Genomic DNA, 7,435 nt, shown 5'->3' on the forward strand with positions numbered 1-7,435 from the left:
CTTCGTTTTTCCGTGGCGGGTCGGTCGGTCAAGGGTGGCCGTAGGCCATCGCGTAGCGACGCGACCGAAGGGAGCGCCCTTGAGGGACCGGCCCGCCACGGAGAGACGAAGACCGACGGGAACCCCCCAAACCCGCCCTGATCCGGATCAACGGGGTTCCGCCACCCCCGACCCCGCCCCCAGAACCGGCCCCGGCGCCCCCAGCTCCCGCCCCCCGCCCGCCCCATCAACTCGGTGGACACCGGTCCGGTCGTGATCGATAGTGCCGCCCATGAGCTCACTCGTGCGACACATCACCATCGACTGTTCCGACGCCTACCAACTGGCGCAGTTCTGGGCCGGGGCCCTTGACGGGACCGTGGCCGACGACGACTTTCCCGGCGATCCCGAGGCGTTGGTCACCGCCGGCGGGACCGGGCTGCTGTTCGTGACGGTGCCCGACGCCAAGGCAGTGAAGAACCGTGTGCACCTCGACCTCCAGCCGCAGGACCGGTCCCGTGACGAGGAAGTGGAGCGCATGCTCGCCCTGGGGGCGACGGTCGTCGGTGACCGGCGGAACGCGGACGGGACCGGCTGGGTGACCATGGCCGACCCCGAGGGGAACGAGTTCTGCGTCGAGCGCAGCGCCGCCGAGCGGGGGTAGTTCCCGGCGGCCGGTCCGACCCCCTCGGCCGCACGCCGTCCGCTAGCCCACCGGCTTGTAGGTGCAGACGTTCACGCCGGTGGTGCTCGTGACGGTGGAGACGAGTTCGAGGGTGCGCAGGCCGCCGTCCGCCGGGAAGATCGACTTTCCGCCGCCCAGCAGCACCGGCATGACGATGAGCTTCAGCTCGTCGACGAGTCCCTCGGCGAGCAGGCCGCGTACCAGCGTGGGGCTGCCCATGACCAGCAGGTCGCCGTCGCCCTTGGCGCGCAGTTCGCGTACGTCGTCCAGGAGGACGCGGGTGGTGTGGTGCCAGGTGCCGAGGTCGTCCTCGCCGAGGGTTCCCGACACGACGTACTTGGGGATGCTGTTCATCCGGTCGGCGAACGGGTCGCCCGCCCGGCCGGGCCAGGCCGCCGCCATCGTCTGCCACGTGCGGCGGCCGAGGAGCAGGGCCTGCGCCTTCGACGTGGACTCGGCGAAGGCGCCGCCGACGACCTCGGGGTCGAAGAAGGGGTGCGACCAGCCGCCGTGGGCGAAGGCGCCGTCATCGTCCTCGCCCTGGCCGCCCGGCGCCTGCACGACTCCGTCGAGGCTGATGAACTCGCAGATGGCGATGCGCATGGGGCCCGCTCCTCTTCCTCAGGTGGGTGATACGTGGGTGGTACGGAAGGAGAGACCGTTCCTACGGCGGGAAGTCATCGGCGAGGGAATGTGACCTGCGTCGCACTGGAGGGGCCGGGGTCCGTTCACCTGACACATGCGGGGCCCGTTCCATCGCCGCCGGCGGGGGGCCCGTAGTCTCCCGCCATGATCGATTCACGGACCCACATCCGCGTGGCGCGGCCGTCCCTCGACCTGGAGGCAGCGGAGCGGTTCTACGTCGACGGGCTCGGGCTTGACGTCCTCTGGCGGACCTCGGGGCAGGTCGACGGGGAGCACGATCTGGTGATGGTCGGGCCGGCCGGGGGAGGCTGGCACTTCGAACTCACCCTGGATCCGCGGAGCCCGCTCGCGCCCGCGCCGACGCTCGACGACCTCTTCGTCGTCTACCTCGGGGAGGCGCCCGACGAAGCCTTGGTGCAGCGTCTGATCGACTGTGGCGGGACCCGGGTGGCCTCGCACAACCCGTACTGGGACGAGCACGGGGTCACGGTCGTGGACCCCGACGGTTACCGGTTGGTGCTCTGCTCCCGCACCTGGGGCTGAGCCCACCCGCACCTGGGGCTGAGCCCACCCGCCGCCACCCACAGCCCACCGGCCACCCGCCCCCGTCCCGACCCCGCCGCCGAACCGGACGTTCTGCTCCGGGTCGGCGTCGGCGCCTCGGGTTGTCGGGGTCAGTTCACGCTCGGGGCCTTGGGGAGTCCTGCGGACAGGGCACCGCCCGCGCCGGCCAGAGAGGCCTCGGTGGCCTTGGAGGCGGAGCCGGCGGCCTGGGAGGTCACGGCGACGGCGGTCTTGGTGTCCTGGACGGCCTGCCCCGGGTGGTCGACGATGTCGGTGACGCGCTGCGTGATCGGGGGCGCCTCGACCGGCGATTCGTCGGCGTACGCGGCGACGGGGGTGAGTGCGAGGGCGGCGCCGCCGGTGAGGACCAGGGCGGAAAGGGTGCGCTTCATGGCATTCATGCCCCGCCCAACGACCCCGCCGCTCCCCGGGTCACTGCGACTCCGTCCACAACCGCCCCGCGCGTTCCCCGCGGCACGCCCCGCGCGTTCCCCGCACGACGCCCCCCGACTTCCCCGCACGACGCCCCCGCGCGTTCGCCGCCGGTCATCGACGCGCCGCACGCCCGCGGCCCGACGCGCCGCACGCCCGCGGCCCCGCGCCGGGAGGAACCGGTGCGGGGCCGCGGGGATGACACGGGCGGGCGGGCGGGCGGGCGCTGCGATCGGAGGTCAGTCCTCGACCACCAGGGCCGGGGTGGACTTGGTGAGGATCTCGCCGCGGAAGAAGGCCGGGCTGCGACGCTCGGTGACGATCATGATGACCAGGCCCAGGGCGAGCAGGCCGACGCCGATGACGAAGACGCTGCCGACGCCGAGGACGGTGGAACCGGATCCGTACGACGGGTTCCACATGTCGATCAGGGTCTTGAAGAAGACCGTGGCGAGGAGCAGGCCGCCGAGGACCGGGAAGACGCCCTTGAAGAACAGGTCACGGGCGGAGCGGCGCAGCTCGCCGCGGAAGTACCAGGCGCAGGCGAAGGCGGTCAGCGAGTAGTAGAAGCAGATCATCAGGCCGAGCGCGAAGATCGTGTCGGTGAGGACGTTCTCGCTGACGAGGGTCATCACGGTGTAGAAGACGCCGGTCGCGATGCCCGCCATGACGGTGGCGCGGCCGGGGGTCTTGAACCGCTCGTGGACCTTGGCGTAGGAGGGCGGCAGCGCCTCGTACGTGGACATGGCGAGGACGGTGCGGGCCACGGGGATGAAGGTGGTCTGGAGCGACGCCGTCGCCGAGGCGAGGACCGCGACGAAGAGCAGGATGCCGAGCATCGGGCCCATGACGGGGCCGGCGAGGGCGGCGAAGACGTTGTCGCTGGTGTCCGGGTTGCCGAGGCCGAGGCCGGTGGCGCCGGAGCCGACGGCCATCTGGGCGGCGACGCCGGTGGCCAGGTAGGAGCCGACGAGGACGACCATCGCGATGAGCGAGGCGCGGCCGGGGGTCTTGGTGGAGCCGGTGGTCTCCTCGTTGGTCGCCAGGCAGGCGTCCCAGCCCCAGTACATGAAGATCGAGAGCGAGAGTCCGGCGGTGAAGGCCGCCATGGACTCGACCGCGAAGGGGTTCATCCAGGACCAGGAGAAGTCCAGGCCGGTGTCGAAGGTGCCGGCGGAGGCCTTCTGGAAGGCCATCGCGACGAAGATCGCGAGGACGGCGAGCTGGAGGCCGACCAGGGTGTACTGGACGCCCTTGGTGGCGGTCATCCCGCGGTAGCTGATGGCGGTCGCGGCGGCGATCAGGATGAGGCAGGTGACGATGTGGACGAGCTTGTTGTCGTCCAGGGCCGCGATCGACTCGTTGCCGGTGATCTCGCCGGCCAGGAGCCAGAAGTACGAGGTGGCGACGCCGGCGAGGTTGGAGAGGACGATGATCGTGGCGATCACCAGGCCCCAGCCGCACATCCAGCCGATGCGGGGGCCGAAGGCCTTGACCGTCCAGGTGAAGGAGGTGCCGCAGTCCGGCATGGCCTTGTTGAGCTCGCGGTACGCGAAGGCGACCAACAGCATCGGCAGGAACCCGGCGAGGAAGATCGCCGGCATCTGCATGCCGACCTCGCCGGCGGTGGAGCCGAGGGTCGAGGTCAGGCAGTAGACGGGGGCGACGGTGGAGATGCCGATGACGGCGCTTCCCACCAGGCCGACGGACCCCTTGCCGAGCCCCTTGCCGCGAACGTCGCCCTCGGCCACGCCGCTTACCGTGTCTCCGACCTGAGGTCGAACGTCCAGCTGTGTCATGAGTCAGGACGTTAGACGCTGCGGTTTCCTCATCCGGAGGGCTTAAGTCCAGTAGTTCATAGGGCTAAATCCCTTGGAATCCCGAGGACGGGACTGTTCACACTCCCGCAATACAAGGTTCACTCAGGCATCCAATCGCGCTTCGGAAGGCTCCGGGCCCGACCTTCCGGAATGCGGAAACCGCAGCTGCGCCCGATTTGCCCCAATCAAAACTTTCCCGTGCAAATTTTGGGACCGGCGCCACCAAGGCCCCGGCCGCCACAATGGCCCCATGCCCACAGCCGACGAGCTCCTCAGCGCGGATACCGTCAGTAACCTGGCCCGAAAGCTCGCCCGGGCGGCCCGCGCCCCCCGCTCTCCCGCCCTGCTCACCTGCGCCGCAGCCCTGGACGGCCTCGGCTACGGGGCGCGCGTCGCGGCCGTCCGCGACGCCGTCCTCGCCGACCTGCCGGACGACTGGCCGGCCTTCGAGGCCGTCGTCCGCACCGCCCTGGAGGACCCCGGGTTCGCCGGCTGGATGACCTTCCCCGTCAACGAGGCCGTCGCGGTGCGCGGGCTGGCGGCCTTCGAGCCCGGCCTCGCCCTGCTCCGCGACCTCACCCCCCGCCTCACCGCCGAATCCGCCGTACGCCCCTTCCTGCGCGCCGACCCCGGGCGCGCGCTGGCCGTCGTACGGACGTGGACCGGCGACCCCGACCCGCACGTGCGGCGGCTCGCCAGTGAGGGCACGCGGCCCCGGCTGCCCTGGGCCCCGCAGCTGCCGGCGTTCGTCGCCGACCCGCGCCCGGCCGTCCCCGTACTGGACGCCCTCCACCGCGACCCCTCCGCGTACGTGCGCCGCTCCGTCTCCAACCACCTCAACGACATCAGCCGCGACCACCCCGACCTCGCCGTCGAGACCGCCGCCGCGTGGCGCTCGGACCCCGCCGCCACCACGGACCGCGTCGTACGGCACGGACTGCGCACCCTGATCAAGGCCGGCCACCCCGGCGCGCTGGCGCTGCTGGGGCACTCCCCCGACGTGGCCGTCACCGTCCGCGGGCCGGTCGTCGCGACCCCGCGCGTCACCGTCGGCGAGTACCTCGTCTTCGGGTACGAGGTCACCCACACCGGCCCGCTGCCGGCCGAGCTGGTCATCGACTACGTGATCCACCACGTCAAGGCCAACGGCACCCGCACCCCGAAGGTCTTCAAACTGACCACCCGCGCCCTGGCCCCCGGCGAAACCCTCACCGGCAGCCGGCGGCACTCCTTCAAACCGATCACCACCCGCCGCTACCACCCCGGCGAGCACCTGGTGCAGCTCCAGATCAACGGTCGGGTGCGGGGAGAGGCCGGCTTCTGCCTGGACCTCCCGGACGGGCCCTGACCGCGCGCGTCACGCCGTCTCCCAGCCGGCGGAGCAGGACGGTCGGCAGGAAGAGCAGGTCCGCCGCGATCATCGTCATGGCGAAGTAGGGCAGGCCGAGCAGGATCCCGATCCCCGCGTGCATGGACATCATGATCAGGACCATCACGGTCCGCAGGCGGGTGCTGAAGAGCGTGAAGGGGAAGGCGACCTCGACGAGCACCGTGCCGTACGTCAGCAGCAGGACGATCGCACCGCTGCTCGCGATGAAGTGGGACAGGGCGGGCCACGGCGTGACGTTGCCGAGGTGCAGCACGTAGTAGAGCGCCGAGCCCTCCTGCCAGAGGGAGCCCTGGATCTTGTACCAGCCGGAGGCCGCGTAGATCAGGCACACCTGGGCCGCGATCACGAACATCGCGCCGGCGTGCACCACGTTCCCGACCATCTCCATCACGGTGCGGGGCTCGCCCGGCGCGTAGCGCCGCACCAGCCACCACGCCAACTGCACCAGGGAGAAGCCCCACAGCAGCAGCGCCCAGCCCGTGCTCAGCAGGCCCAGTCCGGTGACCAGGGCCAACACGGCCGTGAGGAGCGCCCACAGGACGATCCCGACCGGATCCCGGCCGCCGTCGTGGCCGCGCGCGGCCCGGCGCGCGTCCAGCGACCAGACCCGGCCGCAGCGGGTCAGCACGAGGTAGAGCGCCATGACGTGGATGACGTTGTCGCCGCCGTTCCCGACGAAGGGACTGCGGTTCTGGAGGGCCAGCACACCGATCATGAAGAGCAGGGAGGCGGTGCGGGTCCGCCATCCGAGGAGCAGCATCACCGCCGCGGCGATCGCCAGCACGTAGACGATCTCGAACCACAGCCGGCCGTCGTTCCACAGGAGGATGCTGAAGGCGCGGGTGCTCGCGTTCCATTCGCGGGCCATGCCCCAGCTCCAAGCGCTTTCCGTCCCGAAGAGCGCGTTGCGGTGGACCCACTCGCGCAGCAGCAGGACGAGCCAGGCGACCGCGAAGCCGATCCGGACGACGGCCGACTGGTACGGCGCGACGGCCTCGACGGCGATGCGGGCGATCCCCCGCCGGGCGGTGGCACGGATGCCGCGTGGCGGGGGGGCGGGCGGAGGCGGTTCGGACGTGTGGCCCGGCGTGACGGCTGAGTACGTGGTCACTTGAGGTCCTCCGCCCCGACGGCCCACCACGGCTGGACCAGGTAGGCGGTCCGGGTGTCGATCCGCTGGTCGCTCCAGGAGGGCGCCCCCACCGGTGTGACGGCCGAGCGCAGTTGGACGGACCGGATGGTGCCGCCGTCGATCCGCGGTTCCAGTCGGTCGACGGCGAGGCGCAGCAGGAGGCGCTGTGTCAGCTCCCCGAACTGGCCGATCGGGCGCCCCTGGTCGTCGAGCGAGTAGATGTAGTTGGTCCAGGCGAGCCGGAGTTCGTTCTGGTTCGCTTCGCTGGGGAAGGGGTGGTGCAGGATCCCCTTCTCGTCGATGGCGGTGAGGTCCACCCAGTCGGTCTCGGTGAGGCCGAGGCCGTCACGCCCGTTGGGCATCAGGACCTGTGCGCGGGCCTGCACATGGATGTTCGCCGACTGCGGGTTGGGGGCGAAGAGCTGCCATTCCTGGGTGAACTCGGGTGCGACGTACTTGTTGATGACCGCGGCGTGCTGCCGAGAAAGGGCGTTCGGTGGGGCGTTGTTGAGGAAGAGCATCGTCATGTGCAGGGCGGCCGCGACCATGACGGCCGCGACAGCGAACACGATGATTCCCACCGAGGTGCGGGAGAGGCCGAACAGTGCGCCCGGCCCGGCGACTTCGTCATGCGGCGATCCGGTGGGCCGGCCCGCGCCTTCCGGGGGATCTCCGGTCGGCGCGTTCCCGCCTCTCCCCGTCCCCATGCCTCAGCCCGCGTTGCCCTGGACGTTGCCCTGGGCTCCGCCACCAGCGGCGTTGCCCTGCACGTTGCCCTGAGCGTTGCC

8 protein-coding genes are annotated in these 7,435 nt (G+C 71.1%); 3 read left to right on the forward strand and 5 right to left on the reverse strand.

Translation table 11 applies throughout. From position 1 onward, the window contains the following. Nucleotides 1-271: 271 nt before the first annotated feature. On the forward strand, nucleotides 272-643 hold the full coding sequence (locus ACZ4XJ_RS33140) for a VOC family protein (protein WP_384004180.1): 372 nt from the start codon (nucleotides 272-274) through the stop codon (nucleotides 641-643). 42 nt (nucleotides 644-685) lie between these two features. Here ACZ4XJ_RS33140 and ACZ4XJ_RS33145 read toward each other — a convergent pair whose 3' ends face one another. Then, nucleotides 686-1,267, reverse strand: coding sequence for a dihydrofolate reductase family protein (locus ACZ4XJ_RS33145; protein ID WP_468498326.1), 582 nt, complete (start codon nucleotides 1,265-1,267; stop codon nucleotides 686-688). Nucleotides 1,268-1,453: 186 nt separating this feature from the next. Between ACZ4XJ_RS33145 and ACZ4XJ_RS33150 the strand changes: the two genes are divergently transcribed. Further along, nucleotides 1,454-1,852: a VOC family protein gene (locus ACZ4XJ_RS33150; RefSeq protein ID WP_362879376.1), complete on the forward strand. Its 399-nt coding sequence runs from the start codon at nucleotides 1,454-1,456 to the stop codon at nucleotides 1,850-1,852. 131 nt (nucleotides 1,853-1,983) lie between these two features. Here ACZ4XJ_RS33150 and ACZ4XJ_RS33155 read toward each other — a convergent pair whose 3' ends face one another. Together ACZ4XJ_RS33155 and ACZ4XJ_RS33160 are read right to left on the reverse strand one after the other, a co-directional pair. Beyond that, nucleotides 1,984-2,265: a hypothetical protein gene (locus ACZ4XJ_RS33155; protein WP_362879378.1), complete on the reverse strand. Its 282-nt coding sequence runs from the start codon at nucleotides 2,263-2,265 to the stop codon at nucleotides 1,984-1,986. A 279-nt stretch (nucleotides 2,266-2,544) separates the two neighbouring features. Then, on the reverse strand, nucleotides 2,545-4,104 hold the full coding sequence (locus ACZ4XJ_RS33160) for an APC family permease (RefSeq protein ID WP_468498327.1): 1,560 nt from the start codon (nucleotides 4,102-4,104) through the stop codon (nucleotides 2,545-2,547). A gap of 271 nt (nucleotides 4,105-4,375) precedes the next feature. Here ACZ4XJ_RS33160 and ACZ4XJ_RS33165 point away from each other — a divergent pair, with 271 nt between their 5' ends. Next, entirely contained in the window at nucleotides 4,376-5,473 is a 1,098-nt protein-coding gene (locus tag ACZ4XJ_RS33165; protein ID WP_468498328.1) for a DNA alkylation repair protein, read from the forward strand. On the opposite strand, the gene ACZ4XJ_RS33170 is transcribed toward ACZ4XJ_RS33165, so the two are convergent. Next, nucleotides 5,415-6,626 (reverse strand): HTTM domain-containing protein, encoded by a 1,212-nt coding sequence (locus ACZ4XJ_RS33170; RefSeq protein ID WP_468498329.1) that lies wholly within the window; start codon nucleotides 6,624-6,626, stop codon nucleotides 5,415-5,417. The two genes, ACZ4XJ_RS33165 and ACZ4XJ_RS33170, sit on opposite strands and share 59 nt — an antisense overlap. After that, entirely contained in the window at nucleotides 6,623-7,216 is a 594-nt protein-coding gene (locus ACZ4XJ_RS33175) for a DUF5819 family protein (protein ID WP_362879386.1), read from the reverse strand. The genes ACZ4XJ_RS33170 and ACZ4XJ_RS33175 overlap by 4 nt, the downstream gene beginning before the upstream one ends. Nucleotides 7,217-7,435: the final 219 nt, after the last annotated feature.

It is taken from the genome of Streptomyces sp. NPDC029836 (genome assembly GCF_055574495.1).

Excerpts from the sequence above, each read along its gene's own strand:
- ACZ4XJ_RS33145 (WP_468498326.1), bottom strand. The coding sequence starts at position 1,267 with ATGCGCATCGCCATCTGCGAGTTCATCAGCCTCGACGGAGTCGTGCAG.
- ACZ4XJ_RS33165 (WP_468498328.1), top strand. The coding sequence starts at position 4,376 with ATGCCCACAGCCGACGAGCTCCTCAGCGCGGATACCGTCAGTAACCTG.
- ACZ4XJ_RS33150 (WP_362879376.1), top strand. The coding sequence starts at position 1,454 with ATGATCGATTCACGGACCCACATCCGCGTGGCGCGGCCGTCCCTCGAC.
- ACZ4XJ_RS33155 (WP_362879378.1), bottom strand. The coding sequence starts at position 2,265 with ATGAAGCGCACCCTTTCCGCCCTGGTCCTCACCGGCGGCGCCGCCCTC.
- ACZ4XJ_RS33140 (WP_384004180.1), top strand. The coding sequence starts at position 272 with ATGAGCTCACTCGTGCGACACATCACCATCGACTGTTCCGACGCCTAC.
- ACZ4XJ_RS33160 (WP_468498327.1), bottom strand. The coding sequence starts at position 4,104 with ATGACACAGCTGGACGTTCGACCTCAGGTCGGAGACACGGTAAGCGGC.